The following is a 26994-nucleotide window of genomic DNA, read 5'->3' on the forward strand; positions in this document are numbered from 1 at the left end:
TGAAGGGTACCGGTTTGATTGTGCGGACTGATACCCGACACGGCCCACACCGTGCGAATTGAAGCTTCCGGGTACGTACCCGAGCACCTAGAGTCCGAACACGGCTGCGGCACCCTCGGGGGGAGGGGCAGGGGGCGACGGCCGCGGCTCACGGGGGTAGCCGCTGTCGTCGGCCGCAGCCGTACCCTCCGTTGTCAGTGGTGGCCCCTAGGGTCGGCCCAGGCTCGCGTGCGCGAGCCGGAGTCGACCGGGGGAGACCGTCGCCATGGAGTTCCGCATCGAGCGCACCGCACTGACCGACGCCGTGGCCTGGGCCGCCCGGGTGCTGCCCACCCGCTCGCCCGTCCCCGTGCTGGGTGGCCTGCTGCTGGAGGCGGCCGACGGGCGGCTGACCATCTCGGGCCTGGATTACGAGGCGTCCGCCCGCATCGAGGTGGCGGCGGAGACCGTACGGGCCGGGAAGGTGCTGGTCATGGGCCGTCGGCTGCTCGACGTCTGCCGGGTGCTGCCCGAGAAGGTGGTGGAGTGCGCGGTCGAGGGCTCACGGTTCTCGCTGACGAGCGACGGCGCCCGGTTCGGCCTCGCGGTGCTGCCCCTCGACGACTACCCGGCCCTGCCCCCGCTGCCCGCGGTGCTCGGTGAGGTGGACGCGGAGGAGTTCGCGGCGGCCGTCGCCCATGTGGCGGTGGCGGCGGGCCGGGACGACGCGCTGCCGACGCTGACCGGCATCCGGCTGGCGCTGGACGGCGACACGATGACCCTCGCCGCCACGGACCGCTACCGGTTCGCGGTGCGCACGCTCGCCTGGAAGCCCGGCGCGGACGGGGCGGCGGCCGATGTGGTGGTCTCCGCCCGCAGGCTCACCGAGATCGCCCGCTCCTTCGGTCCGGGCGGCGGCCTGGTCCGGCTCGCGCTGGACGGCGGCTCGGCCGGTTTCGAGCTGGCCGGGATGCGTACGACGGTGCGCCTGCTCGACGGACGGCTGCCGCGCCACGACAAGCTGTTCACCATGACCGGCGCGGTCACGGCGGAGACGGACCGGGCGCCCCTGGTCGAGGCCGTCAAGCGGGTCGCCGTGGTCGCGGAGGGCGGCAGCCCGCTCCATCTCACCTTCTCCGAAGGCTCGGTGCTGCTCCAGGCGGGCTACGAGGACGATGTCGCCTCTCAGCGCCTGCCGGCCGTGCTGGAGGGCGCGGTCGAGCTGACGGTCGCCTTCAACCCCGGCTATCTGATGGACGCCCTGGGCTCCTTCGGCACCCCCGTGATCAGGTTCGGTCTGATGGGCCCCGGCCAGCGCGCGATGGTCACCGGCCGGACGCCCGGGGCGGACACGGCGGACCCCCGCCCCACCACCCACCAGCACCTGCTGATGTCGGCCAAGCCGCTGCTCTAGGCCCTGTCTTCAAGCTGCCGTCGCCCGGCCTCCGGCCTCCGGCCGGACGACCGCAGTTTGAAGACAGGGCCTGGGGACGGTGCCGGGGCCCGCGCGCCCGGATCCCGATCCGCCAGCAGCCCGAACAGCCGCTGCTCCCGGTCGATCCGGGGCATCATGACCCCGTGCGGTGGAGCACCCATGACATCGAGATCCGCGGCGACACCGTGACGAAGCGGTACCGGAAGGGCGACGTCCGCGCCCTGCTCGACCGCGAGTGGCGGGCGCTGACCCTGCTGCACGGCCACGCGCCCGGCCTCGCCCCCGCGCCCCTCTCCGTCGACCGCGAGGCCGACCCGCCGACCGTGGTGATGTCACGGGTGCCGGGCGTTCCGCTGCGCGGAGCCCCGGTGGACGCGGCGCGCCTGGCGGCGCTGGCCGGGACACTGGACGCGATGTACCGGGCCGTCCCCCGCGACCGGCTGCTCCGGGTGCCGATGCGCCCCGGCCACGAGGCCGGGCTGATCGCGGACCTGCGCACCCGGTACGACCGCACCCCGGCGCCGGGCACCGGAACGGTGGTGCGCGAGGCTCTGCGCGAGGGCATGGCCTGGCTGGACGGCCGCCGGGACCGGGCCGCCGCGACGGACGGGCCCGCGCCGGTCTTCGGCGCCGGTGACGGCAACCTCGCCAACTACCTCTGGGACGCGGAGACCTCACGCATCGCGGTGGTCGACTTCGAGGACTCCGGCCGCAGCGACCGGGCCTTCGAACTCGCGGAGATCACCGAACACGTGTCGAGCTGGGTCGACGCGGGTGTCGGCGGCGGTGTCGATGACGGTGTCGGCGGCGGTTTGGATGCCGCCGCCTTCCTCGCCTGCTTCGACCTGACCGCCCAGGAGCGCGCCCGGCTGCGGGACTGCCGCCGTCTGCTGGCGCTGACCTGGCTGTTCATCCTCGCCGCCGCAGACCCCGCAGACTCCAGGAACCCGCCCGGTACGGACGAGCGGCAGGCGCTCCGGCTGCGCGCACTGCTGGGCTGACCGACCGGGAAGGTGGGGGCCGAGGAAGGAAAGCGGCCCCCACCGATCAACTCACCCGCTCAGCAGGTCACTTCGTGAAGATGAAGTACTGCCAGGCGCCGTGCGTGGTGGAGTTCACCGTGTCGCCCGAGGTGCCGTTCACGTACGAGGCGCGGACACGCATCCGGTAGCCCGTGTCGTGGGTGCCCTTCAGCGTCACGATGGACTTCCCGGCCGTGCCGAGCTTGAAGTACTGCGAGCCCGCGTCGTACCACTTGCCCTGGTAGTACAGCTCCAGGGACAGCTTGTGCGCGCGGTTCTTGTAGTACGTCATCGTCGTCGTGAAGACCGGGTCGGTCTTCTTGTGGAAGTACCGGTACGACGTCTTGCCGATCTTCGCCGTCTTGTACTGCTTGGCGATGGAGGTCGAGACCTTCACCTTGGCGTACGCGACCGACGTGACCTTCTTCGAGGTGTACCGGCCGTCGCCCTTGAACACCGCGGAGACGGTGGTGTCCCGGGTCATGTCGACCTTGGTCGACAGATTCCCCTTGGAGTCGACCTTGCCGGTCTTCACCAGCTTGTTCGGCTTGTCCGAGCCGAACGGGTCCACCCACAGCTCGACGGTGCGGTTCTTGTACGTCTTGCCGAGGTGCGCGGTGAACGTCACGTCGGTGCCGTACGCGTACAGCGCCTTGTTGTGGTTCAGGCTCATCGAGGTGACCGTGCGGGGCACGGCGACCTTGTCCGAGCCGGAGGCCGCGGAGTGGGTCGCGTCGCCCGCGTACGACACCTTGTACGTGACCTGGCCACCCGCGGTCGGGGTGTCGGTGAAGGAGAAGCTGCCGTCCGACTTGAGCGTCACCGCGGGCAGCGTCTTGCCCTTGGGCGACTCGATGTCGGTGCGCGTGACCGTGGCCTTGGCGCCCGCCGGGAACGCGCCCGTGGACTTCACCCGGCCGGTGACGGTCAGCTTCTTGTTCAGCGCCGACTTCGCCGGGGCGCTGACCGTGACGGTGGAGACCGACTTCACGGCGTCGGTGAGCACCCGCAGCGAACGGACGCCCGCGCTGTTCTCGGTGACCGCGAACAGCCTGCTGGTGTCCGGTGCCCAGGCCAGCCCCGCGTCCGCCAGGGTGTCCGCGCCGCTGCTGTTCCCGGTGTTGGGGAAGTCGTATGTGCGGACCGGCTTGGTGGTGCTGCCGGGCTTGTAGACGTAGACGTCCGGGTCGTACCAGGCGGACGAGCCCGCGGCGACCGTGCCGTTCGGGGCGATGTCGACCGCGTTGGGGTACGACGTGGACGCGTACGCGGTCCCCCGCGTGAGGTCCGCCGTGTTGTACGCCTGGTGCCGGTTCGGGGCCGCGCTGGCCACCACGATCTGCTTGCCGTCCGGGCTCAGCGCCAGGTCGCGCATGTTGCCCCCGTCGACGGAGGCGTGCGCGGTCCGCGTGGCCGTCCCCGAGGCGACGTCGTACACGGCCAGCTCCGCCGGGCTCTGCGTCTCGATGCCGGCGGCCAGCGTGCCCGGCGCGCCGGGCGTGGACGCCAGGGTCGGGGCGGAGAACCAGGTGCGGTCCTGGTCCTGGTCCAGGGTGACGACCGGCTCGGCGCCGGACAGGTCGAGCGAGCCGATGTTGCCCTCGCCCGCCGCCCCGTACCCGAACCAGAGCTTGCCGCCCGCCAGCGCCGGGTGCTTCGGGTCGGTGCCCTCGCCGGTCGCGTACCGGGCGGACTCCTTGAGCCCGGCCGTGTCGATGGTGACGATCGCGTCGGCGCCCGGGACGGCGGCGTACAGCGTGCCGGAGTCGGCGGAGAGTTCGAGGCCGGTCACGCCCGGCAGAGAGGCGATCGTGCCGATGACCGCGCCGTTGTAGTCGGCGACGAGCACCTTGCCGCCGGTCGGGTCACTGATGAAGACCCGCTTGTGCACACCGTCCGCGACGATGTCGCCGACCGACGCGGCGGGAAGGACCTTGCTGGAGTCGGCGGCGGCCGGATTCGCCGCCCCGCCGACCAGAACCACTGAGCTGAAGAGGACTGCGAGCGAGGTCGCGGCCGAGATTCTGCGCGTACGCAAAACGAGTTACCCCCACGGTAAGAGAGGGCCGCATGGCACCCGCAGATGAGAGCGGGGTGCGGCCCAGGAACGCAGGGTATGTCATGACGTCCACAAGTCGTACACATTTGCGGGGCCAGGGCACTCCCGACCCCGCGAAACGTCAGTTCGCCCAGGTGAGGAACGTGGTCCAGGCATCGGGAGCGACCTCGAACGTGGGGCCCTCGGGCACCTTGGAGTCCCGGATGTGAACAGCGTGGGTGCAGGCGGCGACCTCGATGCACTCGCCACCGCTGGAGCTGCTGTACGAGGACTTGTGCCAGTTGAAGGCCACCTCGATGCAGTTGCCGCCGCCACTGTCGCTGTAGCTGGACTTGAACCACCGCAGGGTGCTGGTCATTCCTTTACTCCTGCCAACCGCTTGATGAGGTCCAGCGATTCACGAGGACCCATGGCCTGTGACCGGATCTTCGCATAGCGCTGGGCGTACGTGCTCACCTTCCCAGGGTCGCTGATCAGCAGACTCTCATCCTGCGGCTCCAGGTAGATGAGTCGGTCGTGCTGAGGGGTCTCCACCAGCGTCATGCCGCCTCGGTCACCTGCGTACTCTCCGAACTTACCGCAGTCCAGAGGCAACACCAGGAGCGTTACGTTGCGGCGGCGAGCAAGGTCCGCGAGGTGTCGCATCTGCTCCCTCATGATCGAGGCATTGCCGATGACCCTGGTGAGCACGGACTCTTCGAGGATTAGCTCGATCATGGGCAGCGGATCCCGGTCGAAGAGCGCTTTGCGGAGCACGCGTGCCTCCACGAGCTGGTCCACCCGCTGGTCCGACAGCGGCGGGTAGCCGCCACCGATCAGCGCCCTGGCGTAGTCCTCCGTCTGGAACAGACCGTGCACGACGTGAGTCGCGTACAGGTGGAGGCTGATCGCGGCCTGCTCAAGCGGAGCGTGAGGCTTGAACTGCGGCGGATACGCCTCCATCCGCATGTACAACCGCGCTTGCTCGAACATGCCCAGGCCGTCCCCGAGCGCCCGCTCCAGCGCCACCAGCATGTCGTCGCTCGCCGGTTGCGCACACGTCTCCATGGCGCTCACCGCCGCCGCCGAGAAGCCGATCTCGTTTCCGAGTTGCTCCTGAGTCATCCTTTTCCGAAGCCGTGCCCTTTTGGCCACATCGGCCACCAACTTGGCTGTCGGACTCGCCGTTTCCTTGTTCTCCGCTCGTGCCATTGCGATCCCTTTTCGACTCAACCGGTCTCAACCGGTCACTACCCAGAACTGCCGGACTCAACTGAGTTTTACGGGAGTTCGCGCAGGTCAACGGCTATGCGACGCCCCTCGTCAGTCGAGTAAAACGCTAACCAATAGAGGCCAGACTGGTCCTGTGAATGCACAGAAAAGTGAACTGAACCTTGAGTGGATTCCTTACTCCGGATTTCAACTGCGCAAAGCAGGCGTGCACTTCGACGCCCTACGCGTGGACGGGGAAGACGGGCGTCGGCTGGCCTTGCTGATGGAGGCGATCACGGGCGGTGAGCCGGGGCCCGTCGTCGCCGAGGCGAACGGGCGGCGGGCGGTGTACTTTTTCGTCCCGGTAGGGAGCACGCTCGGCAAGGCGTGGCCTGCGGGGGTCACCCGGCTCAACACCACGGCGAACAAGGTCAGTTACGTACCGGTCCCGGCCCTGTGCGGACGGACATGGCCGCTGGCGTGGTACTTCCCGCCGACGAGGCCGGGCAGGTTCGTCCATGCGCTGTTGCTGCTCAACGCGGCTTCGGCGCTCCTGCGCTGAACGGCCTCGGGGAGCGCATCCGCTCAGTCGTCCTTCGTGTACGTGAGCCGCTCGCCGCTGTCGTTGTTCTCGCGGCTCAGGGTGCCGTCCGCGGAGAGGGTGAGCGTGGTGGCCTTGCCCGCCGTGCAGGAGGTCATGGGTTCGCCCGTGGTGACCGTGGAGGGGCCGACCTCGACGGGGCCGTCCGGGGAGGGCTCCGCGGTCAGGGTCGCCTGGAAGACGCAGTGGTAGGAGCCGCCGGTGTCGAGCGGGCCGTCTGCGGTGAGGGTGAGGACGTTCTCGCCCACCTTGCCCTGCTGGATGACGAGCTTGCGGGTGGAGTGACCGGCCGCGTTGTCGATGGCGCTCGACCAGGTGCCGAGGTAGCCGGACGGGATGCTGCCGTCGCCGCTCTTCTGGTCGTCGGTGGAATCCGGCGACGGGGAGCCGTCCGGGGAACCCGAGGACCCGCCCGAGGCGGACGAGGAGCCGGTGGGGGACGGGTCGGGGCGGGGCGGCTTGCCGTTCATGAGGGCGTAGACGGAACCGCCCGCCCCTATGGCCACCAGCACGGCGACGGCGATGAGCGCGATGGTCGGGCCCTTCCGGCGGCGGGCGGGTGCGGGCTCGGACTGCGCGGCGGTGGGGTACCCGGGGCCGAACGGGGGCGTGGGGCCGAACCCGGTCTGCTGGTACGGCTGTTGCTGCTGCGGCGGATAGCCGTACCCGGTCGGGGGCTGCGGGGGGCCGAAGCCCTGGCCGGGGTGCGGCGGGTAGCCGTAGCCGGGGGCCGGGGGAGGGGTCGAGGCTGCGGCCGCCGCGGGGTGGTGCGTGACGGGGGTGGCGGACGTGGTGGGCGCGGGCGCCGGGGGTCTCACGTCCGGCGCGGGGGCGGGCGCGGCCGCCGCCTCGTCCTCCGGGTCCTCCGAGTCCAGCAACTCCACCGCGTGGCGGCCGAGCTGGGCTATCAGCGCGGCGGGGAGCCAGGGCTCGGCCGAGTCGATGCCGCCCAGCCGGGCCAGGATCGCGTCGGTCGTCGGCCGGGCGGCCGGGTCCTTGTGCAGGCAGTCCCGGACGAGGCCGACGAGGGCGTCGGGGACGCCGGTCAGGTCCGGGTCCTCCTTGGCTATCCGGAACATCTGCGCGGCCGCGCCGCTGTCGGAGGCCCCGAACGGAAGCCGCCCGGTCGCGGCGTACGCCAGCACCGAACCCAGACAGAACACGTCGCACGCCGGGGTCACCCGCTCGCCCCGCACCTGCTCGGGCGCCATGAAACCGGGCGATCCGACCAGGGCCCCGGTGCGGGTGACGCTGCCGTCGGCGACGGTGTCGAGCGCGCGGGCGATGCCGAAGTCGATGACGCGCGGCCCGTCTATCGTCAGCAGGATGTTGGAGGGCTTGAGGTCGCGGTGGATGATCCCGGCGGCATGGATGGCCCGCAGGGCATGGGCGAGCCCGCTGCCCAGGATGTGGACCGAACGCACGGGCAGCGGGCCGTAGGCGCCGGAGACCGTCCCCTCGGGGGTGGTGCGGGAGCGGCCGGTGACGGTGGCGTGCAGAGAGGGCCCGGCGACGTATCCGGTGGCGACCCAGGGCACGGCGGCCTCGGTGTCCGCGTCCAGCACGGGGGCGGTCCAGGCGGAGCCGACCTGGCGGGCGGCCCGCACCTCGTGCCGGAACCGGTCGCGGAACTCCTGCTGCTCCGCCAGCTCGCCGCGGACCAGCTTGATCGCTACGGTGCGGCCGCGTTCGGACCGGGCCAGATAGACCTGGCCCATGCCCCCGGCACCGAGCCGGCCCAGCAGCCGGTAGGCGCCGATGACGCGCGGGTCCTGTGGCGACAGGCTCTGCATGGCGCTGAACGTCCTTCCCCGGGTGGGCACTGAGCGGTGCCTGGCGTGGCTCGCTCGATCATAGGGACCCACGCAACGCGTACCCGGGCCGGTTGCGGCTTCGGCCGGGTACGCGAAGAGGTCCGCCACGGAAGAGGCCGTACACCGGGCACCCGTTCCGGGCCGGTCCGCCCCCCCCGTTCGTGCGCCGACGACGCGACACCCGTTCCGGGGCGGGTCTGCCCCCGGTGCGTGCGTCGGGCATTCGTTCCGGGCCGGTCTGCCCCCGGCTCGTACGCCGGGCATTCGTTCCGGGCCGGTCTGCCCCCGGCTCGTACGCCGGGCATTCGTTCCGGGCCGGTCTGCCCCCGGCTCGTACGCCGGGCACTCGTTCCGGGGCCAGTCCGCCCCCGGCTCGTGCGCCGACGACGCGACACCCGTTCCGGGCCGGTCCGCCCCTCCCGCTCGTACGCCGACGACGCGACACCCTGCCCAGCGCAGCGCCCCACGCCATACAAGGTGGTCATGTCGGGCGGCTCCCGGCGCCGCCTACGCTCGCCGCATGACCCCTCATGCCCCTCATGTCGACCCCGCCGCCGGTGCGGCCGTGAAGGCCGCCGACCGCGCGCACGTGTTCCACTCCTGGTCCGCCCAGGGTCTGATCGACCCGCTCGCCGTCGCCGGCGCCGAGGGCGCGTACTTCTGGGACTACGACGGCAACCGCTACCTGGACTTCACCAGCGGCCTCGTCTACACCAACATCGGCTACCAGCACCCCACCGTCGTCGCCGCGATCCAGGAGCAGGCGGGCAAGCTCGCCACCTTCGCCCCCGCGTTCGCGATCGAGGCGCGCTCCGAGGCCGCACGCCTCATCGCCGAGCGCACCCCCGGCGACCTGGACAAGATCTTCTTCACCAACGGCGGCGCCGAGGCCGTCGAGAACGCCGTACGGATGGCCCGGCTGCACACCGGCCGTACGAAGGTGCTCTCCGCCTACCGCTCGTACCACGGCGCCACCTCCACCGCGATCAACCTGACCGGTGACCCGCGCCGCTGGCCCTCCGACAACGGCTCGGCGGGCGTCGTCCGCTTCTGGGCGCCGTTCCTCTACCGCTCGCCGTTCCACGCCGAGACCGAGGCCGAGGAGTGCGCCCGCGCACTCCAGCACCTGGAGGACACCCTCGCCTTCGAGGGCCCCGGCACGGTCGCCGCGATCATCCTGGAGACGATCCCCGGCACCGCGGGCATCATGACCCCGCCGCCCGGCTACCTCGCGGGCGTCCGCGAGATCTGCGACCGGTACGGCATCGTCTTCGTCCTCGACGAGGTCATGGCCGGGTTCGGCCGCACCGGCAAGTGGTTCGCCGCCGACCACTTCGACGTGGTGCCGGACCTGATGACCTTCGCCAAGGGCGTCAACTCCGGTTACGTACCGCTCGGCGGCGTCGCGATCTCCGCCGAGATCGCCGCGACCTTCGAGACCCGCGCCTACCCGGGCGGACTGACGTACTCCGGTCACCCGCTGGCCTGTGCGGCGGCCGTCGCCACCATCCACGTGATGGAGGACGAGAAGGTCATCGAGAACGCCGCGCACATCGGAGAGACGGTCCTCGGCCCCGGCCTGCGCGAACTGGCCGAGCGCCACCCCTCGGTCGGCGAGGTCCGCGGCCTCGGCGCGTTCTGGGCGCTGGACCTGGTCCGCAACAAGGAGACCCGCGAACCGCTGGTCCCGTACAACGCGACGGGCGAGGCCAACGCGCCGATGGCGGCCTTCGGCGCCGCGGCCAAGAAGCACGGCCTGTGGCCCTTCATCAACATGAACCGCACGCACGCCGTGCCGGCCTGCAACATCACCGAGGCCGAGGCCAAGGAGGGCCTCGCGGCCCTCGACGCGGCGCTGTCGGTCGCGGACGAACACACAGTGTGACCCGCTGCCGGGCGGCCCCACCGGGCGGCCCGGCAGCACGACGCCCCTCCCTGCCCGGATCCGGGCACAGCTGCCCTGGCTTAAGGTGACCGGAGCCGGAAATGGGGAGGGGCGCCATGTGCGCGAGCGGAGCTGTGACCCGCAGTACGCTGCGGCAGCAGATCGCGGACGCACTGCGTGACGAAGTGCTGGCCGGACGTCTGCAACCGGGGCGTGAGTTCACGGTCAAGCAGATCGCCGAGCAGTACGGGGTCTCGGCGACCCCGGTGCGCGAGGCGCTCTTCGACCTCTCCGCGCAGGGACTGCTGGAATCGGACCAGCACCGGGGCTTCCGGGTACGGGAGTTCACCGTCGCCGACTACCGGTCCCTGGTCGAGGCCCGCAGCCTGGTCATCGACGGGGTCATCCGCGGGATCTTCTTCGGCGCCGGGCTCTCGCCCGCGCAACGGGCGGCGTTCCGGGACTGCCTGGTCTCGGTGCGCCGCCGGGCCCAGGAGGCCGCGCGGGCGGCACGCGGCGGCGACCTCGACATACTCATCGGCTACGACCTGCGGTTCTGGCGCGAGCTGGGCGCGCTCGTGGGCAACACGTACATCAACGGCTTCCTGCACCGACTCCGCGTCCAGGCCTGGGTGTTCGCGGTGCCCTATCTGCGCCACGACCCGGCCGCCCGGGACTGGCTCTGGCACGGCCACGAGGATCTCGTCGCGGCGATCACGCTCAGCGACCACGACGCGGTGCGCACGGTGATGGACGACTACAACAGCCACGCGCTGAACTGGGCGGACCGGCTCGCCGCCGGAGAGCTCGAACATCCGGGGCGGCGGGAGCGCGCGGCCGGGCGGAGCCCGGAGGCGTAGGAGGCGCAGGTGGCGAAGGCCCTTGCCCGCCGCCCCCGCCCCCCCCTGGCCACTGTGCGCAACGCGCCCACCGCATTACGCTGTCTGTCCCGGCCTTCCGGAACACTCCGAACTCCCGGAGACTCCGAACCCCCGGAGACTCCGGACAACTGGATACCCCGAACATCCGAACATGCCGGACATCCGGACATCCGAACACCCCGATGCGTACCCGTGGGAGAGCGAGACTTCGTGGCCTGTGACCTGTGGCTGGTTCCCCTCGTCGACGTGCTGTGCCACAGCCCCGACAACCCGTTCGCCGAAGAGATAGCCGTCTACGACAAGGCGTTGGGCGAGGCCGGACTGCCGCCCGTCCCCGTGTACGCGTACATGCCGGGGCTGACGGGCGATGTCGCGCCGGTCGCGGGTTTCGACTACGACGCCCTGCATTTCCTCCGCCGCGCCTTCCTGCTCCAGCTCAGCGGATTCTCCGTCACGCCGGTCGGTGAACTGGGCGGTGACTACGAGCAGTTGCTGGAGATGTTCGAGGCGACGGCCCGCCAGTCCCACCTGGTCTGGCACTACGACCACGCCGGGGCGTACGTCCCGCTGGACTTCGCCGCCCCGCTCTCCGCCGACGACCTGCTGGAGGGCGGCGGCCCGCTCGGCTCCTCGCACGGCCTGCTGCGGGAGCTCCAGTACGTCGCCCCGTCCATCGGCATCGACCCGGCGAACCCGCCGCCGGCCCCGCTGCCGCCCGCCGCACCGACCTCCCTGGAGGAGCCGGCGGCCCCGATGCCGTACGACGACAGCCCGTTCGCCCGGGAACGGCACGTCTGGCTGGGCCTGCACGCGGCGGCCACCCGGAGCCTCGCCCAGGGCTCCATGATCATCTTCAGCTAGGGCCCGTCTTCGAAGTGCCGTCCTCCGGCCGGACCGGGACGGATACGGGATTGCTCCGGGCGGGCCGGGAGCAGTCGTGGGCGGGCCGGGGCCCGTCGTGGGCGGGCCGGGGGCAGTCGTGGGTGGGCCGGGGCTCCGGGGTCACCGCGGCGACTCCGGGGGGCGCTGGCGCGGCATGTTCGGCCGGGCCATCGTCTGGAGCGGGAACCGGCCGGGCAGCACCCCCTGGTCCTGGCGCCCGCTGTTCCCGCCGCCCGAGGACAGCGCCTGCATCCCCATCGGCGCGGGCCCGGCCCGGAACTCCACCATCCAGTCGGCGGTCTCGGTGCGCACCAGCTCCGTGATGTCCTCCGAGAACCGCCGCAGCACGCCCAGGCACCGTTCGGCCGCCTCGCTGGCCGTCCCCTCGGTCGGGCCGAGGACCTCCCGCACGGATTCCGACGCCCAGTCGAACTGGAGCACCTGGAGGCGCCGCTGCACGGCCTGGGCAGTGGCGAGACTCCTTATCCAGCCGGAGGTGAGGCCGAAGTACCGGTCGCTGGCCATGCTCGCGGCGCCCAGCAGCAGCGACAGATAGCCCCAGCCCGCCGCCCCGTGCAGCACCCCGGTCAGATCGAACAGCGGCAGCGCGGCGCCCGCCAGTGTCCCGGCCGCGGTGCCGACCCGCAGTGCCCTGGCCGCGCGGCGCTTCCACACCCGGTCGCCCAGGTACCAGTCGGCGGTGCGCAGCGCGTCGGCCTCGACCCAGCGGTACAGCTCGTCGAGGCGGTCGGCGGGTTCGCCCCAGTCGCCGAGCGGGAACGGCGCACCGGTCAGATCCCGGCCCCGGGCGCCCCGGCCGCGTGCGCCGGAGCCCGAACCGGAGGAACCGGCCGAGCCGGCCGAACCGGGCTCGTTGCGGGGCGGCCCTTCGGGCTGCATCTCCGGCTGGCTCACCGGGTACTCCTCTGCATTCTGCGTAGCGACGCCTGAAGCGGCGATGTGTGCGAGACGGCGGGGTGCTCACTGCTCTCCGGCGTGGCCGACAGTCCCGCGTGGGTAACCTTGCGTGACGACCGGTGTGCCTGCGTGTTCAGACGCGCATGCCCTTCCTACCGCCGAATGGTGGGCCGTGGGGTAGAAAACGCGGTATTCCCGGGTGCGCGGAGGCTGTGATCAGGTATAGGAGCGTGGCAGGCCCCGCTTGAAACTCACCCGAAAGAGTTGCGCGCCAGTGAGTGGGGCGCGCTGCCCGGTGACCACGTAGGCTCGGCGTACCGAAACATTTTGTCGTCGAATTGCCAGGAGTGACCGTGATTCCCGGTGGTGGTCAGCCCAATATGCAGCAGCTGCTGCAGCAGGCCCAGAAGATGCAGCAGGACCTCGCCGCGGCCCAGGAGGAACTGGCCAGGACCGAGGTCGAGGGGCAGGCGGGTGGCGGTCTCGTGAAGGCGACCGTCACCGGCTCCGGAGAGCTCCGCAACCTCGTGATCGACCCGAAGGCGGTCGACCCGGAGGACACCGAGACGCTCGCGGACCTCGTCGTCGCCGCGGTCCAGGCGGCCAACGAGAACGCGCAGCAGCTCCAGCAGCAGAAGCTGGGCCCGCTGGCCCAGGGCCTGGGCGGCATGCCCGGCCTCCCCTTCTGACGCGTCCGGGCCGGCCGGAGCGGAGCCCGCTCACCGGAGCCCGCTCGCCCAGGACGGCGCAGGGCAGCGCGGGGTAGCTCGGGACAGCTCAGACAGCTCAGACAGCTCAAGCACCTCAGGACAGCTCAAGCACCTCAGGACAGCTCAAGGAAAGGAAGGCGTTCCCGTTGTACGAAGGCGTGGTTCAGGACCTCATCGACGAGTTGGGCAGGCTGCCCGGCGTCGGTCCCAAGAGCGCGCAGCGGATCGCCTTCCACATCCTGCAGGCCGAGCCGACCGATGTGCGCCGGCTCGCCCACGCACTCCTGGAGGTCAAGGACAAGGTCCGGTTCTGTTCCGTCTGCGGCAATGTCGCCCAGCAGGAGCAGTGCAACATCTGCCGGGACACGCGCCGGGACCCGTCGGTGATCTGTGTGGTCGAGGAGCCGAAGGACGTCGTCGCGATCGAGCGGACCCGTGAGTTCCGGGGCCGGTACCACGTACTCGGCGGCGCGATCAGCCCGATCGAGGGCGTAGGCCCGGACGACCTGCGCATCCGAGAGCTGCTCGCCCGCCTCGCGGACGGCTCGATCACGGAGCTGATCCTGGCGACGGACCCCAACCTGGAGGGCGAGGCCACCGCGACGTACCTCGCGCGGATGGTCAAGCCGATGGGCCTGCGGGTCACCCGGCTCGCCAGCGGTCTGCCGGTGGGCGGCGACCTGGAGTACGCGGACGAGGTCACTCTGGGCCGCGCCTTCGAGGGGAGGCGCCTGCTCGATGTCTGACGCCCACCCATCCCCGGGCACCCTCCTGACGGCGCTCCCCGTGCCGCCGGCGCTTCGCGCGGCGACGCCGCTCCCCGTGACGACGGCGCTTCGCGCGGCGGGTTCCGTGAGTGTCGGCGGGACTGTTCGCGCGGCGGGTTCCGTGAGTGTCGGCGGGACTGTTCGCGCGGCGCGTTCCGGGAGTGTCCGCAGGACCGTTCCCGCGACGGTTTTCACGACGGCTTCTCCGGTCGTTCCCGCGACTCACGGCGGCTTTACGTTCAGCGACGCTATGTTCTACTCACCGTTCGCGACCGTGCCCACGGGAGGTCCCCTCGATGTCTGACGCCACGCTGAACTCCGTCACGCAGGACCCGGACGACTTCGCCGTCCAGATCGCCGACCAGATCAAGACGTTCATCGTCGCGGTCACCGAGGTGTCCAAGGTCGAGGAGCCCGAGGAAGCCGTTCCCGTCCTGCTGCTCCAGATCTCCCAGCTCCTGCTGGCGGGCGGCCGGCTCGGCGCGTACGAGGACATCCTCCCCGACGAGCGCTACGAGCCGGACCTGGGCGCGGAGCCGGACGCGGACGGCCTGCGCGAGCGGTTCGCCGCCCTGCTGGAGCCGATCGACGTCTACTCCGAGGTCTTCGACCCGTACGAGCCCCGCAAGGCCCCGGTCCCGGCCCGGATCTCCGACGACCTGGCCGACCTGGTCACCGACCTGCGCCACGGCCTGGCCCACTACGAGGAGGACCGCACCACCGAGGCGCTGTGGTGGTGGCAGTTCTCCTACTTCTCCAACTGGGGCTCCACCGCCTCCGCCACCCTGCGCGCCCTCCAGTCCCTGGTCGCCCACATCCGCCTCAACCAGCCCCTCCAGGAGCTGGACGGCCTGGACACCGACTCGGAGACCATCGACGACGACCTCGCCGAAGAGGCGGGCCGCGTGATGGCCGAGGAGATCGCGGGCCCCCTGGGGCTTCGGCCGGTTCAGTAACGCGCCGCTGATCCGTAGCGGCGCCCGGTTGCGTAGCCGTAGAAAATTTCGTGCCGTTGTCGGTGCGTGTTGCTAACCTCCCGATGATCTGTGGTTGTCACAGAAAGTGATGGGGAGGGACGTATGCGTCAGATCATGGGTGCGGGGCGTCGAAGAACGGCGCGGCTGGGGGCGTTGTCGCTGGTCGCCGGGGTGGTGCTGACGACGCAGGGGACGGCGGTCGCGGTCGCCGACCCGGCTCCGGAGCAGTCGTGGGCCTCGCAGCTGGAGACCGGCAGCCGGGCGTGCGGGGCGGGGGAGCCCCAGGCCTACGTCCGTACCGTTCCACCGCTGCGTGCCGTGCTGTCCGACCCGGTGAACGGCGGGCAGCCGGGCGCGCCCGCGGTCGCGGCCGAGTTCGAGGTGTGGTGGTCGGCCGATGGCGGCGTCGAGCGGCGCCGGCTGACCACGACCTCCAAGCCCCAGGGTTCGGTCTTCTCCTGGCAGTTGCCCGAGGAGATCGGAATCCCGGCCGACACCGCGATTTCGTGGCATGTGCGCGCCCTCAGCGAGGGGAAGACCTCGCCCTGGAGCTCCGAAGGCGCGGGCGCTGCCTGCGTGTTCGTGTACGACCGTACGGTCCCCGCGGCCCCGGCGGTGTCGTCCGCCGACTATCCGGACGGTGACGACTGGACGGACGGCGTCGGGGTGCACGGCACCTTCCACATCACTTCGCCGTCCGAGGACGTCGAGTCCTACCAGTACACCTTCCTGGGCGGCCCGCAGCTGACCGTCCAGGCGTCGGGCCCGGACCGGGCGGCGGACATCGACTACCTCCCGGAGTCGTCGGGCCTTCACATGCTGACGGTCCAGGCGTTCGACCGCGCGGGCAACGGCAGCACGCCCACGAATTACCAGTTCCGGGTGGGCTCCGGGCGGGCACCGGCCGCGCACTGGAAGCTGGACGACGCGGCGGGCTCGCACACGGCAGCCGCGGAGGCCGGTCCGGTGGCCCGTGCCGGAGCCGGAGCCGCGTTCGGCGCCGGTGCGCCGTCGGGCACGGGCATGACCTCCTCGGTGAGCCTGGACGGGACGGAGGACGGCTTCGTGACGCCCGACGCCCCGGTCGTTGCGGCGGACGGGACCTTCACGGTGGGGGCCTGGGTGCGGCCTGCCTCGGTGGACGGCACCCGGACCGTGGCCAGTCAGGACTCCGGGCAGGGGGCCGCGTTCACGCTGGGCCTCCGGCAGGCCGGCGGCAAGCCGGTCTGGTCGTTCGCCGTCGGCGGCACGACGCTGACCGGGGGCGAACCCGGGGCGGGCGAGTGGGCCCATGTGCTCGGGCGGTACGACGCCCGTACGGGCAAGGCCCGGCTGTACGTCAACGGCAAGGCGGTGGGCGATGAGCGGACCGTGACCCCGGTGGCGGGCGACGGGGACTTCCAGATCGGCCGGGCACGGGGAGCCGCCGGCTACCGGGACCACTGGCGGGGCGAGGTCGGCGAGGCACAGGTCTTCGACCGTGTGGCGGTGCCGGCCGAGATCGAGCGGCTCGCCGCCCGTAAGGCGGAGCTGCTCGGCCATTGGGCGCTGGAGACGGCTCCCGGCGGCATCAGCGCCGAGTCGAACGGCGGTCAGCCACTGAAGCTGGGCCAGGGTGCCTCGATCTTCCGGCTGGACGGGACGTGCGATCCGGCGGACCCCGACTGCAACCCCGGGGACTGGCCCCTCGTGGACGAGGGCCATCTGAATCTGAACGGTGTCTCGGGCCACGCGGCCACGGAGAAGCCGGTCGTCGACACCGGCGAAAGCTACACGGTGAGTGCGACGGTGCGGCTGGCCGACCAGGAGCCGGACCACCCGATGACCGTCCTCTCACAGGGAGGGGCGCACGGCGACGCCTTCAAGGTCCGCTACGAGCCGTCCACGTCCAGCTGGGAACTGGTGGTGACCGACGCGGACGAGCCGGGAGCCGCCGAGACGACGGTCGCCCGGTTCGTGGAGCCGGACGGCGGCCAGGGCGGGGGGCACCGGATCGCGGTGGTCCGTGACGTCGCGGCGGGCCGGATCACCCTCTTCGTGGACGGTTACGCCAAGACCGCGGGCGTCGCCGAGTTCCGTGGTGGCTGGACGAGCGGCGGCGGCCTCCAAGTGGGCCGGGGCCGTACGGCCGACGGGTGGGGCGAGTATCTGCACGGGGCCGTGGACCAGGTCCGGGCCTTCTCCGGCGCGCTCACCAACAGCGAGGTCGCAGCTCTCTGGTAGCCCGCCGCCGTCCGTCAGCCCGCCGCCGTCCGTGGCGTGCGGACCGCGCGCCCGGGGCAGGGTGACCGGGCGTACGGACCCGGCGCATGGACCCGGCGTGCGGACCGGACGTGCGGGCTGGGCGCACGGACCTGCCGCACGGACCGGGCGTGTGGGCTGGGACACATACGGGAGTGCGGGCCATTTCGGCGGGCAGCAACTCTGTACGAGCGGTCCGGAACGACTCGCTGATGATCACGTGCTGAGCGGGACATCTCACCATGTGGTATCAGCGAGGCGTTTCCGGGCTGCTCGTTAAACTGAGTCGACCGCAGTAATGGACTGAGCGAGGAGCGCACGTGGGCCTTGTCGTGCAGAAGTACGGAGGCTCCTCCGTAGCCGATGCCGAAGGCATCAAGCGCGTCGCCAAGCGAATCGTCGATGCCAAGAAGAATGGCAACCAGGTGGTTGTCGTGGTGTCAGCGATGGGCGACACGACGGACGAGTTGATCGATCTCGCCGAGCAGGTATCCCCGATCCCTGCCGGGCGTGAGTTCGACATGCTGCTGACCGCCGGAGAGCGGATCTCCATGGCCCTGCTGGCGATGGCGATCAAAAACCTGGGCCACGAGGCCCAGTCGTTCACAGGCAGCCAGGCGGGCGTCATCACCGACTCGGTCCACAACAAAGCGCGCATCATCGATGTGACGCCGGGCCGTATCCGTACCGCGCTGGACGAGGGGAACATCGCGATCGTCGCGGGGTTCCAGGGCGTGTCCCAGGACAAGAAGGACATCACCACCCTCGGACGCGGCGGCTCCGACACCACCGCCGTCGCCCTCGCGGCCGCGCTGGACGCCGAGGTCTGTGAGATCTACACCGATGTGGACGGTGTCTTCACCGCCGACCCGCGGGTCGTGAAGAAGGCCCGGAAGATCGACTGGATCTCCTTCGAGGACATGCTGGAGCTGGCCGCGTCCGGCTCCAAGGTGCTGCTGCACCGGTGCGTCGAGTACGCACGCCGCTACAACATCCCGATCCACGTCCGTTCGTCCTTCTCCGGACTGCGCGGAACCTGGGTCAGCAACGAGCCGCAAGGGGACCAGAAGGTGGAGCACGCGATCATCTCCGGAGTCGCCCATGACGTCTCCGAGGCCAAGATCACCGTCGTCGGCGTGCCCGACAAGCCGGGCGAGGCCGCCGCGATCTTCCGCACCATCGCGAACGCGGAGATCAACATCGACATGGTGGTGCAGAACGTCTCCGCCGCGTCGACCGGGCTGACCGACATCTCGTTCACGCTGCCCAAGGCCGAGGGCCGCAAGGCCATCGACGCCCTGGAGCGCAACCGGGGCGCCATCGGCTTCGACTCGCTGCGTTACGACGACCAGATCGCCAAGATCTCCCTGGTCGGCGCCGGTATGAAGACCAACCCCGGGGTCACGGCGGGCTTCTTCGAGGCGCTCTCGGACGCCGGTGTGAACATCGAGCTGATCTCGACGTCCGAGATCCGTATCTCGGTGGTCACCCGCGCCGACGACGTCATCGAGGCCGTGCGCGCCGTGCACACCGCCTTCGGTCTCGACAGTGACTCGGACGAGGCCGTCGTCTACGGGGGCACCGGCCGATGACCGCGCGCCGTCCTTCGCTCGCGGTCGTCGGCGCGACCGGGGCGATCGGCGGCGTCATGCTCCAGATCCTTTCGCAGCACGCGGATGTCTGGGGCGAGGTGAAGCTGATCGCCTCGCCGCGTTCGGCCGGCCGCAAGCTGGTCGTGCGCGGTGAGGAGACCGAGGTCCTCGAACTCACCGAGGACGTCTTCGACGACGTGGACGTGGCGCTGTTCCTGGTGCCCGACGACGTCTCCGCGCGGTGGGCGCCGATCGCCGCCGCCAAGGGCACGGTCGTCATCGACGACTCCGCCGCGTTCCGGCTGGACGCGGACGTCCCGCTGGTCGTGCCCGAGATCAATCCGCACGCCGTACGGATCAGGCCGCGTGGCATCGTGGCCAGCCCGAACTGCACGACGCTCGCGCTGATCGTCGCGGTGGGCGCGCTGCACGCCGAGTTCGGCGTGCGGGAACTGGTCGTCTCCTCGTACCAGGCGGTGAGCGGGGTGGGCCGGGACGGTGTCGCGGCCCTGCGCGAACAGCTGTCGCTGGTCGCCGGTACGGAGCTGGGCACGAACCCCGGCGATGTGCGCCGGGCCCTGGGCGACACGGAGGGCAGCCCCTTCGCCGCGCCGGTGGCCCTCAACGTGGTGCCCTGGGCGGGTACCGACGCCGGGGACGGCTGGTCGTCGGAGGAGCTGGCGATCCGCGAGGAGTGCCGCAAGATCCTCGACCTGCCGAGCCTGCGGGTCGCGGCCACCTGTGTGTACGTTCCCGTCATCGCGACGCACTCGATGTCCGTGCATGCCCGGTTCGAGAGCGAGATCGCGGTCGAGCGGGCCCACGAGATCCTGGCGACGGCACCGGGCGTGGTGCTGTACGACAGCCCGGCGGCGGGGGACTTCCCGACGCCGTCCGACGTCGTCGGCACCGATCCGACCTGGGTCGGGCGAGTGCGCAGGTCACTGGATGATCCGCAGGGTCTGGAGCTGTTCGTCTGCGGCGACAACCTGCGCAAGGGCGCGGCGCTGAACGTGGCTCAGATCGCCGAGTCGGTGGCCGCGGAGTTCCCCCGCACCTGATCGAAGTCGCCCCGGTCCTGATCGCACCTGGTTTGTACGCATTCTGTGAATGCCCTGTGAGTAAGTTGAAAGCCTCAACCTCTTGAGCTGGGGTGTTTCCATATCCGACGATGGCTTTCGGCCCGCTGCAACCACTGGCCGGGGCGTGTGCGTCTATGCGGTCACCTCTGGCGCGGCGAGGCGCACATTCGGGGCATTTGGGGAAGAGCAGGTACGTATGAGGGCATGTCGCACAGCGCCGAACGCGGTGGCGCGCGCGTACAACCCTGACGGGGGGCAACGTGTCCAACTGGCGTGGCAGAGGTTCTCGATATCACAGTGGTGGGCCCCTTGCGCGGCGCCTCGGTGCGTCCGCTGCGGCGGCCCCGCGCACCCGGCGGTATGCCGGTGATTGCGCCCATGCCCGCTGCTCGCTCCACCCGGCTGCCCTCGCAGCGCGAGGGTGCTGAGGAGAGCGTGGCTGCCGGAACCACGGTCGACCATCTCACCGAGACCTACCGCGCCCACTACCGTTCGCTGCTCGGCCTCGCCGCCCTGCTCCTGGACGACACGGCCTCCTGCGAGGACGTGGTGCAGGAGGCGTTCATCCGCGTGCACTCGGCGCGCAACCGGGTGCGGGACCCGGAGAAGACGCTGGCGTATCTGCGGCAGACCGTCGTCAACCTCTCGCGCTCCGCGCTGCGCCGCCGCATCCTCGGCCTGAAGCTGCTCTCCAAGCCCATGCCGGACATGGCGAGCGCGGAGGAGGGCGCGTACGACCAGCTGGAGCGGGACGCGCTGATCAAGGCGATGCGGGGGCTCCAGCGGCGCCAGCGGGAGGTGCTGGTGCTGCGTTACTTCGCGGACATGACGGAGGTCCAGGTGGCCGAGACGCTGGGGATATCCCTGGGTTCGGTCAAGGCCTACGGCTCCCGCGGGATCGCGGCACTGCGCGTCGTGATGGAGGCGCAGGGATGAGCCGCGGCGACCGCGAGAACGCGTACGAGGGCACGAGCGCGAGCGCGTACGAGAGCGCAAACGAGAACGAGAAGGCGAACGGTCCCGGGCGTGAGCAGCCGAGTGGGTGTCCTCGGACGGACCGGACTGGAATCGGGATTGTGAACGACGGGCCGGACGAGCTGAACGAGCCGGGCGGGGCGGATGGGCCGGGCAGGTCGGACGGATCGGACGCGCTGGACGGGGCGGATGGGCCGGGCAGGTCGGACGGGTCGGATGCGCTGGACGATTCGGCTGGGGCTGACGGGGCTGACGTGACCACTGGGGCTCGCGGGGCTGGGGTGCCTGGGGTGCCTGTCGGGAGGGAGGCGACTGCCGGGACCGAGGCGTCCGCCGAGACCGAGGTGATCACGACGACCGCCCCCGGGACCACTGCGGCCGTCGAGACCGCCGAGACCGCCGAACTCGCCACCCTGAGCAATCTCTTCGGTTCGGGCCGGAGGACGGGCCGGACCGACGGCCCAGGTGCCGGGAGCGACGCCGGCAGCGGCACCGGTGCGGGCCTCGACGAGGCCGCCCTCCGCCGCATGCTGCACGGCGTCGTCGAGAACATCGAGCCCAGCGACGGCACGCTCGACCATCTGCAACGCGCGGTTCCCGTCCGGCGCGCCAAGCGGCGCCAGGCCGTCGTCGGCCTGGCAGCAGCGGCGCTGCTCATCGGCACCGCGGTACCCGCCTTCGTCCATGTGGCGAACTCCGACGGTTCGAACGCCGCCGACCCCGCGATAGCCGGACACGGCGAGCAGGCGCAGGGCGGCAACGGCGTCGACACCGGCTCGCAGTCCGGCGGCAAGAACAGCAGCGGCAGCACCGAGGGGCAGGCCGACGGCGGCCCGAACCAGCCCACGAGCACGGCCAGCCCCGCCGACAGCCGTGGCCAGGGCGAGGACGGGCACCTGTCCGGCGGGATCGCCGATCCGAGCAGCTCCGCGATGGTCGCCATGCCCGCCTGCGACCCGGGACAGCTCGGTGTCGCCTCGGCCGAGACCGGCGCGGCCGGTGCCGACGGCACGGTCTACGGCACCTTCCGGATCGCCAACGTCTCCGGCACGGAGTGTGCGGTGAGCAGCAGCGGAAGCGTGGGCTTCCAGGCGATCGGCGCCGCCGACCCGGCCAGGATCGCGGTCGTCCACCACACCGCGGGCGACGCGGCGGCCGGACTGCCCGATCCTTCGCAGGAGCAGGAGACGGTGCTGCTGAAGCCGTCCATGGCGTACGAGGTGAAGTTCGCCTGGGTGCCCAAGGACACCTGCCCGACCGTCGGGGGCTCGCCGAGTCCGACACCGACCGAGGACGCGGGCGGGGCGGGCGGCGCCGCGGCTGCCGGTACCGGCGCGGGGAATGGTGAGGGGACGTCGGACACCGTCGCGCAGTTCGGCAGCGAGGACGGCGGGGGTACGCAGGACGGCAGTGTCTCCGTGATGCACACGCCGGAGCCCGGGGCGCCGGTCGCCGAGACGAAGATCGACAACGCCTGCTCGGGCACGATCTACCGGACCGGGGTGCTGGCCCCCGCGACGTGAGGCCGCGCACCGCCCGCCAGGAGCACGGCAGCCGCCCGGCAGGCGCACAGCGGCCGCACGACAGGTGCACCACAGCGCATATCCATGAGGGGCCCGCCGGATCGACGATCGACCGGCGGGCCCCTCATGGATACATATGTGTCTCAGACGGTTTCGGTACCCACGCCGTCCTTGCCCGCTCCGGCCCCGGCCTTGACGTCGGCCTTGTCGTCGGCCCCGGCCCCGGCCCCGGACGCAGCCCCCGCCTCGGCTGAAACATCCGCCTTCGCGGTCGCGGCCGGGGCCACGCCCGCCTCCGCGGCCGTATTCGCATCCGCATCCGCACCCGCATCCGCGCCCGCGCCCGTGTCCTCGGTGAGGCCCAGTTGCAGGTCGCGTGCTGCCTCGGCCTCGCGGCGGACCAGCCGGAACCACATGAAGAGCACGAACCCCGCGAAGACGAACCACTCGCCGGTGTAGCCGAGGTTCTGGAAGGCCTTCAGGTCCAGCCCGGTGCCCTGGGCCACGGCGGCCGGTACGGGGCGCAGCGCGCCGGCGCCCTTGCCCCCGGCGCCGCCGTCGGCGTCCTGGAGGGTCACCCATGCGTCGTACACGTCGTAGGGCACGAGGTTGACGAGCGACGCGGCGCTGATCATGCCCAACTGGCCGTCGGGAAGCCCGCCCGCCGTGTCGACACCCGCGGTACCGGTGTTCTCGGACGCCTGGAGGTCACCGGTCACCGTGACCGTGCCGGTCGGCGCGGCGGGCACGGCGGTGTGGCCGGGCTTGCCGGGCAGCCAGCCGCGTACCACCGGCAGGGCCTTGCCGCTGTCCGTACGGAGCATGTTCAGTACGTAGAAGCCGCTCCTGTCGTCCAACTCCCGTCCGGGCACCAGGAACTGGTCGGCGTACCGGCCGGTGGCGGTGGCGGGGCGGCCCGAGGTCACCGTGTCGACGGGCAGGAGCTCATCGAGAGGCTTCGCGGGCCTCGTACCCGGAGCGGGCTGCTTCTCGGCGGCGTCGTGCGTCTGCACGCGGTCCTCGAAGCGGCCGAGCTGCCAGGTGCCCATGAACACGCAGAACGGGATGGCCAGCACGACGAAGAGGTTGATTCCCCACCATCGCGGGGTCAGCAGGAACCGGTACACCCCTCCACGGTACGGTCCCCGCTCCGGCCGCCCGGAGCGGGGTGCCACCGGCGGGAGCCCCCGGCCCGGCCCGTCCGCTACACGGTGGTCGGGCCCGGCTCCGGAGCCAGGTGGCGCCGGGCGAAGTCCAGTTCCAGGCGGACCTGCTTGATCCGCTCCTCCACGACGAGCGAACCGTGTCCCGCGTCGTAGCGGTACACCTCGTGCACCGCGGCCCGGTCCTTCAGCCGGTCGACGTAGTTCTCCACCTGGCGGATCGGGCAGCGCGGGTCGTTGACGCCCGCGGAGATGTAGACCGGCGCCCGGACCGCGTCGACGTACGTCAGCGGGGACGAGGCCTCGAAGCGCTCGGGAACCTCCTCCGGCGTGCCGCCCAGCAGCGTCCGGTCCATCGCCTTCAGGTCCTCCATCTCGTCGTGGTACGCCGTGACGTAGTCGGCGACCGGGACCGCCGCCAGGCCGAGGGCCCAGTCGTCCGGCTGCGTACCGAGGCCGAGCAGGGTCAGATAGCCGCCCCAGGAGCCACCGGACAGGACCAGCCGCTCCGGGTCCGCGAGGCCGGACTTCACGGCCCACTCCCGGACCGCGGCGATGTCCTCCAGCTCGATCAGGCCGACCCGGTGCTTGAGCGCGTCCGTCCAGGCGCGGCCGTAACCGGTGGAGCCTCGGTAATTGACCCGGACGACCGCGAAGCCGTGGTCCACCCAGGCGGCCGGACCGGAGGCGAAGGCGTCGCTGTCGTGCCAGGTCGGGCCGCCGTGGATCTCGAAGACCGTGGGGAACGGCCCCTCGGCCGGGGCGGCGGGCCGCTGCACGAGTGCGTGGATCCGGCCCCCGGGCCCGTCCACCCACGCGTCCTCCACCGGCACGGACGCCGGGGCCTTCGGGCCGGGCGGATCGAGCACCACCGCGCCCGAGGTGGACCGGATGACCGGCGGCTGCGCGGCGGAGGACCACAGGTACTCCACGGTGCCGTCCGGCCGGGCCGTGGCTCCCGACACCGAGCCCGCGGGGGTCTCCACCCGGACGGGGGCGCCGCCCGCCTCCGGCTCGTACCGCCACAGGTCGCTGCGGGCCTCGAAGCCGTGCACGATCAGCAGCGCGGAGGCGTCCGGATACCACTCGGCGACCACGTCACCGGGCAGATCGATCGCGAGCTCCGTCTCCTCGCCCGTGGTCGGATCCCAGATCATCGGCTCCCAGCGCCCCCGCCGCTGGTGCCCGACCAGGAGCCGGGTGTCCCCGGCGACGGGGGCGAAGCCCAGCACGGACAGCCCCAGCTCCTTCGTACCGCCCTCGGTGTCGTCCAGCTCGGCGACCGTCGTCCCGTCCGGCCGCACCACGCGCAGCGCGGAGTGCATCGCGTCGCCGTGCTCGGTGTGCTCCAGGGCGATCAGCGTGCCGTCATGGCTGAGGTCACCGACGCCCGCCGACTCGCGGTGGCGGTAGATCTCCACGGGCGCCGCCCCGGGCCGCACGACGTGGACCGTCGTCCCGTCCTCGTCGGTCGAGCGGCCGACCACCGCCGTGCCGTCCCGGCCGATCGCGAGCCCGGCCGGGTAGGAGGGGGCGAGGCCGGGCGTCGCCGGCTCGTCCACCACCGCGCCCGGCCCGCCCGCGCCGCCGCCGTGGAACGGCTGGCGCATCCACACCCCGAACTCGTCGCCATCGGTGTCGTCGAACCACCAGACCGACTCCCCGTCGGGCGTCAGCACCCCGTCCGTGGTGCCGTTCGGCCGGTCGGTCACCTGGCGCTGCTCGCCGGTGGCGCGGTCCCAGGCGTACAGCTCGTAGGTGCCCGTGGCATTGGAGACGAACAGCGCGCGGTCGGGGGCGTCCTCCGCCCAGTCGGGCAACGACACGCGCGGCGCCCGGAAGCGCTTCTCCCACTCCGGGACGGAAGCGTGGGCCTGGGCGGAAGGGGCCGTCGTCGGGCCATTGGTCTCAGTCATGTCCCCCATTCTGCGTCGGAACGCCGACAATTCGTTCGCCTCGTCCTCAGCCTGTGGATAACCTCCCGGCATGCATGCATCGACCCCTGCCGACTGGCACGAGGCAAACCGCGCGCACTGGGACGAGCGGGTCCCGATACACGCCAGGAGCGACTTCTACGACCTCGACTCCTTCCGCGCCGGCAAGGACGCCCTGCGCGACTTCGAGCTCGCCGAGGTCGGGGACGTCACGGGCAAGTCGCTGCTGCACCTCCAGTGCCACATCGGGGTCGACACCCTTTCCTGGGCCCGGCACGGCGCCGCACAGGTCGTGGGCCTGGACTTCTCCGAACCGGCCATCGAGACCGCGCGCGCCCTGGCCCGTGAGCTCGGCTTCGGCCAGGACCGGGCGGCGTTCGTCGCGGCCGACGTGCACGACGCGGCGCAGGCCGTCCCCGACTCGTCGTACGACATCGTCTACACCGGGATCGGCGCGCTGAACTGGCTGCCCGACATCCGTCGCTGGGCCGAGACCGCCGCCTCGCTCGTGGCGCCGGGCGGCTTCCTCTACCTCGCCGAATTCCACCCGATGACGGACTGCCTCGACGACGCCACCGGGACGAAGGTCGAGCACGACTACTTCAGCCGCGACGCCTGGGTGGACGAGACGCCCGGCACGTACGCGGACTTCGACGCGCCCACCGTCCACAACCGCAGCGTCGAGTGGCAGCACCCGATCGGTGAGGTGGTGTCGGCGCTGGCCGCCGAGGGGCTGCGGATCGAGTTCCTGCACGAGCACGACGCCTCGCTCTTCGCCCGCTTCCCGACGCTGGAGCGGCAGAGCGACGGCTTCTACCGCTTCCCCGCCGACCGGCCGCGCATCCCGCTGATGTACTCCATCAAGGCGTCGAGGGCCGCCGATTCCTGAACCGCGGCCGATTGTCAGTGGTGGGGTCCAGACTCGGACCCATGACGACGACTGCCGATCTGCGCGAAGTGGCGGAGACGTACTGGAGCGCGGCCGATGCCCGCGACTGGGACGCCTTCGCCGCGACGTTGGCCGACGAGGTGCTGTACGAGCTGCCGCAGACGCGCGAGCGGATCCGGGGGAAGGACCGGTACCTGAGATTCAACCGGGAGTACCCCGGCGACTGGCGTGTCCGAGTCGAGCGCGTGGTGGCCGACGACCAGGGACGGCAGGCCGCCGTCCGCACGCTCTTCACGGTCGGCGGCGAGGAGTTGCACGCCATCCACTTCTTCGTGTTCGACGCGGCGGGGCGGATCAGCGGAATCACCGACTTCTGGCCCGAGCCGTACGAGCCTCCGTCGGGCCGGGAGCATCTCGTCGAGCGGTACTAGCCTGCGCCCGAGGGTCCGCTTCGAGTCTGCGCCTGACGACCTG

At 71.4% G+C, this 26994-nt stretch carries 23 protein-coding genes; 16 read left to right on the top strand and 7 right to left on the bottom strand.

Annotated elements, in window-relative coordinates:
- Nucleotides 1-265 precede the first annotated feature (265 nt).
- Together dnaN and ACFVFH_RS12435 are read left to right on the top strand one after the other, a co-directional pair.
- Complete coding sequence (gene dnaN / locus ACFVFH_RS12430; RefSeq protein ID WP_383766327.1) at nt 266-1393, top strand: DNA polymerase III subunit beta; 1128 nt, start codon at nt 266-268, stop codon at nt 1391-1393.
- Nucleotides 1394-1557: 164 nt separating this feature from the next.
- Nucleotides 1558-2415, top strand: coding sequence for a phosphotransferase family protein (locus ACFVFH_RS12435; protein WP_383766329.1), 858 nt, complete (start codon nt 1558-1560; stop codon nt 2413-2415).
- Between the two features lie 67 nt (nt 2416-2482).
- Here the strand turns inward: ACFVFH_RS12435 and ACFVFH_RS12440 are convergent, their stop codons facing one another.
- The 3 genes from ACFVFH_RS12440 to ACFVFH_RS12450 all read right to left on the bottom strand — a co-directional run bounded on the left by ACFVFH_RS12440 (nt 2483) and on the right by ACFVFH_RS12450 (nt 5686).
- Complete coding sequence (locus ACFVFH_RS12440; RefSeq protein ID WP_383766332.1) at nt 2483-4474, bottom strand: Ig-like domain repeat protein; 1992 nt, start codon at nt 4472-4474, stop codon at nt 2483-2485.
- Between the two features lie 142 nt (nt 4475-4616).
- Nucleotides 4617-4853, bottom strand: a complete 237-nt coding sequence (locus ACFVFH_RS12445) for a DUF397 domain-containing protein (RefSeq protein WP_329197117.1) — start codon at nt 4851-4853, stop codon at nt 4617-4619.
- Nucleotides 4850-5686, bottom strand: coding sequence for a Scr1 family TA system antitoxin-like transcriptional regulator (locus ACFVFH_RS12450; protein ID WP_383766335.1), 837 nt, complete (start codon nt 5684-5686; stop codon nt 4850-4852). The genes ACFVFH_RS12445 and ACFVFH_RS12450 overlap by 4 nt, the downstream gene beginning before the upstream one ends.
- A 175-nt stretch (nt 5687-5861) precedes the next feature.
- On the opposite strand from ACFVFH_RS12450, the gene ACFVFH_RS12455 reads away from it, so the two are divergent.
- The gene (locus tag ACFVFH_RS12455; protein WP_383766809.1) at nt 5862-6248 is read left to right on the top strand and encodes a hypothetical protein; all 387 of its coding nucleotides are present in this window, start codon (nt 5862-5864) and stop codon (nt 6246-6248) included.
- Nucleotides 6249-6271: 23 nt separating this feature from the next.
- Here ACFVFH_RS12455 and ACFVFH_RS12460 read toward each other — a convergent pair whose 3' ends face one another.
- The gene (locus tag ACFVFH_RS12460) at nt 6272-8080 is read right to left on the bottom strand and encodes a serine/threonine-protein kinase (RefSeq protein ID WP_383766338.1); all 1809 of its coding nucleotides are present in this window, start codon (nt 8078-8080) and stop codon (nt 6272-6274) included.
- 541 nt (nt 8081-8621) lie between these two features.
- On the opposite strand from ACFVFH_RS12460, the gene ACFVFH_RS12465 reads away from it, so the two are divergent.
- From ACFVFH_RS12465 to ACFVFH_RS12475, 3 genes are all read left to right on the top strand, one after another.
- Nucleotides 8622-9986, top strand: a complete 1365-nt coding sequence (locus ACFVFH_RS12465) for an aspartate aminotransferase family protein (RefSeq protein WP_383766341.1) — start codon at nt 8622-8624, stop codon at nt 9984-9986.
- A gap of 116 nt (nt 9987-10102) precedes the next feature.
- Nucleotides 10103-10846 carry a GntR family transcriptional regulator gene (locus ACFVFH_RS12470; protein ID WP_383766344.1) on the top strand — a complete coding sequence of 248 codons (744 nt, stop codon included), beginning with the start codon at nt 10103-10105 and terminating at the stop codon, nt 10844-10846.
- A 231-nt stretch (nt 10847-11077) separates the two neighbouring features.
- Nucleotides 11078-11728, top strand: coding sequence for a hypothetical protein (locus ACFVFH_RS12475; protein WP_383766811.1), 651 nt, complete (start codon nt 11078-11080; stop codon nt 11726-11728).
- A 141-nt stretch (nt 11729-11869) separates the two neighbouring features.
- On the opposite strand, the gene ACFVFH_RS12480 is transcribed toward ACFVFH_RS12475, so the two are convergent.
- Nucleotides 11870-12664, bottom strand: a complete 795-nt coding sequence (locus tag ACFVFH_RS12480) for an SLATT domain-containing protein (protein ID WP_383766347.1) — start codon at nt 12662-12664, stop codon at nt 11870-11872.
- 356 nt (nt 12665-13020) lie between these two features.
- Between ACFVFH_RS12480 and ACFVFH_RS12485 the strand changes: the two genes are divergently transcribed.
- The 8 genes from ACFVFH_RS12485 to ACFVFH_RS12520 all read left to right on the top strand — a co-directional run bounded on the left by ACFVFH_RS12485 (nt 13021) and on the right by ACFVFH_RS12520 (nt 22534).
- Nucleotides 13021-13356, top strand: a complete 336-nt coding sequence (locus ACFVFH_RS12485; protein ID WP_072487886.1) for a YbaB/EbfC family nucleoid-associated protein — start codon at nt 13021-13023, stop codon at nt 13354-13356.
- A 167-nt stretch (nt 13357-13523) separates the two neighbouring features.
- A complete protein-coding gene (gene recR / locus ACFVFH_RS12490; RefSeq protein WP_124719582.1) occupies nt 13524-14123 on the top strand; it encodes a recombination mediator RecR in 600 nt (199 codons plus the stop codon).
- A 317-nt stretch (nt 14124-14440) separates the two neighbouring features.
- Nucleotides 14441-15100 carry a DUF5063 domain-containing protein gene (locus tag ACFVFH_RS12495; RefSeq protein WP_383766349.1) on the top strand — a complete coding sequence of 220 codons (660 nt, stop codon included), beginning with the start codon at nt 14441-14443 and terminating at the stop codon, nt 15098-15100.
- A 123-nt stretch (nt 15101-15223) separates the two neighbouring features.
- Nucleotides 15224-17344, top strand: a complete 2121-nt coding sequence (locus tag ACFVFH_RS12500; protein WP_383766352.1) for a LamG-like jellyroll fold domain-containing protein — start codon at nt 15224-15226, stop codon at nt 17342-17344.
- 338 nt (nt 17345-17682) lie between these two features.
- Nucleotides 17683-18954 (top strand): aspartate kinase, encoded by a 1272-nt coding sequence (locus ACFVFH_RS12505; protein ID WP_383766355.1) that lies wholly within the window; start codon nt 17683-17685, stop codon nt 18952-18954.
- Nucleotides 18951-20015, top strand: a complete 1065-nt coding sequence (locus ACFVFH_RS12510; RefSeq protein WP_383766357.1) for an aspartate-semialdehyde dehydrogenase — start codon at nt 18951-18953, stop codon at nt 20013-20015. Before ACFVFH_RS12505 ends, ACFVFH_RS12510 begins: the two co-directional genes overlap by 4 nt.
- A 381-nt stretch (nt 20016-20396) precedes the next feature.
- Nucleotides 20397-20972, top strand: a complete 576-nt coding sequence (locus ACFVFH_RS12515; protein ID WP_383766360.1) for a SigE family RNA polymerase sigma factor — start codon at nt 20397-20399, stop codon at nt 20970-20972.
- A 329-nt stretch (nt 20973-21301) separates the two neighbouring features.
- Nucleotides 21302-22534, top strand: coding sequence for a hypothetical protein (locus ACFVFH_RS12520; RefSeq protein WP_383766362.1), 1233 nt, complete (start codon nt 21302-21304; stop codon nt 22532-22534).
- A 143-nt stretch (nt 22535-22677) separates the two neighbouring features.
- Here ACFVFH_RS12520 and ACFVFH_RS12525 read toward each other — a convergent pair whose 3' ends face one another.
- Together ACFVFH_RS12525 and ACFVFH_RS12530 are read right to left on the bottom strand one after the other, a co-directional pair.
- Nucleotides 22678-23661, bottom strand: coding sequence for an SURF1 family protein (locus ACFVFH_RS12525; protein ID WP_383766365.1), 984 nt, complete (start codon nt 23659-23661; stop codon nt 22678-22680).
- A 77-nt stretch (nt 23662-23738) separates the two neighbouring features.
- Nucleotides 23739-25613, bottom strand: coding sequence for a S9 family peptidase (locus ACFVFH_RS12530; RefSeq protein WP_383766367.1), 1875 nt, complete (start codon nt 25611-25613; stop codon nt 23739-23741).
- A gap of 70 nt (nt 25614-25683) precedes the next feature.
- On the opposite strand from ACFVFH_RS12530, the gene ACFVFH_RS12535 reads away from it, so the two are divergent.
- Nucleotides 25684-26520: a class I SAM-dependent methyltransferase gene (locus tag ACFVFH_RS12535; RefSeq protein ID WP_383766370.1), complete on the top strand. Its 837-nt coding sequence runs from the start codon at nt 25684-25686 to the stop codon at nt 26518-26520.
- A gap of 41 nt (nt 26521-26561) precedes the next feature.
- A complete protein-coding gene (locus tag ACFVFH_RS12540; RefSeq protein ID WP_383766373.1) occupies nt 26562-26951 on the top strand; it encodes a nuclear transport factor 2 family protein in 390 nt (129 codons plus the stop codon).
- The last annotated feature ends 43 nt before the right edge of the window (nt 26952-26994 follow it).

It is taken from the genome of Streptomyces sp. NPDC057697 (genome assembly GCF_042799335.1).
In the GTDB taxonomy this organism is placed as follows: Bacteria; Actinomycetota; Actinomycetes; order Streptomycetales; family Streptomycetaceae; genus Streptomyces.

What these genes read in the sequence shown, in the direction of transcription:
- dnaN (WP_383766327.1), top strand. Translation starts at nt 266, where the DNA reads ATGGAGTTCCGCATCGAGCGCACCGCACTGACCGACGCCGTGGCCTGG.
- ACFVFH_RS12510 (WP_383766357.1), top strand. Translation starts at nt 18,951, where the DNA reads ATGACCGCGCGCCGTCCTTCGCTCGCGGTCGTCGGCGCGACCGGGGCG.
- ACFVFH_RS12495 (WP_383766349.1), top strand. Translation starts at nt 14,441, where the DNA reads ATGTCTGACGCCACGCTGAACTCCGTCACGCAGGACCCGGACGACTTC.
- ACFVFH_RS12465 (WP_383766341.1), top strand. Translation starts at nt 8,622, where the DNA reads ATGACCCCTCATGCCCCTCATGTCGACCCCGCCGCCGGTGCGGCCGTG.
- ACFVFH_RS12460 (WP_383766338.1), bottom strand. Translation starts at nt 8,080, where the DNA reads ATGCAGAGCCTGTCGCCACAGGACCCGCGCGTCATCGGCGCCTACCGG.
- ACFVFH_RS12535 (WP_383766370.1), top strand. Translation starts at nt 25,684, where the DNA reads ATGCATGCATCGACCCCTGCCGACTGGCACGAGGCAAACCGCGCGCAC.
- ACFVFH_RS12445 (WP_329197117.1), bottom strand. Translation starts at nt 4,853, where the DNA reads ATGACCAGCACCCTGCGGTGGTTCAAGTCCAGCTACAGCGACAGTGGC.
- ACFVFH_RS12450 (WP_383766335.1), bottom strand. Translation starts at nt 5,686, where the DNA reads ATGGCACGAGCGGAGAACAAGGAAACGGCGAGTCCGACAGCCAAGTTG.
- ACFVFH_RS12515 (WP_383766360.1), top strand. Translation starts at nt 20,397, where the DNA reads ATGCCGGTGATTGCGCCCATGCCCGCTGCTCGCTCCACCCGGCTGCCC.
- ACFVFH_RS12540 (WP_383766373.1), top strand. Translation starts at nt 26,562, where the DNA reads ATGACGACGACTGCCGATCTGCGCGAAGTGGCGGAGACGTACTGGAGC.
- ACFVFH_RS12500 (WP_383766352.1), top strand. Translation starts at nt 15,224, where the DNA reads ATGCGTCAGATCATGGGTGCGGGGCGTCGAAGAACGGCGCGGCTGGGG.
- ACFVFH_RS12470 (WP_383766344.1), top strand. Translation starts at nt 10,103, where the DNA reads ATGTGCGCGAGCGGAGCTGTGACCCGCAGTACGCTGCGGCAGCAGATC.
- ACFVFH_RS12530 (WP_383766367.1), bottom strand. Translation starts at nt 25,613, where the DNA reads ATGACTGAGACCAATGGCCCGACGACGGCCCCTTCCGCCCAGGCCCAC.